We start from the raw sequence: 398 nt of genomic DNA on the forward strand, positions 1-398 counted from the left end.
TCACATAACTTACTAAGGCACCAATCATTGGACCAATTGCCAAAAAGATTAAGGTCAATTTCCAGTTAGCATTGATCATCACAATAAAAAGGCCGATCACAGTCAAGCCCTCCCGTACAATCACCGTTATTGCATCAGTTGCAGCTGAAGAGACTTGTTGAACGTTGAAGGTAATTCGAGAAATCAAATGTCCCGATGCGTTTGAGTCAAAGTAGTAACTGGGCAGTTTCAAATACCGGTCAAACACTTGGGTGCGTAACCGGTGAACGATATTCTGCCCCACATAAGCTATGTAGTATCCACCCAAGAACCCCCCTATCCCGCGCATTGCAAACAAGGAAAAAATCAGCAAAGGCAGCATCAAGCGATTTTCTTCAGTGGGATTTTCAACGGTGGTA

1 protein-coding gene is annotated in these 398 nt (G+C 43.7%); it reads right to left on the bottom strand.

Annotated elements, in window-relative coordinates:
• A partial coding sequence (locus A3761_RS06890; RefSeq protein ID WP_255374925.1) for an ABC transporter transmembrane domain-containing protein occupies positions 1 to 398 on the bottom strand: 398 nt, incomplete at both ends.

The organism is Oleiphilus sp. HI0123 (genome assembly GCF_001635315.1).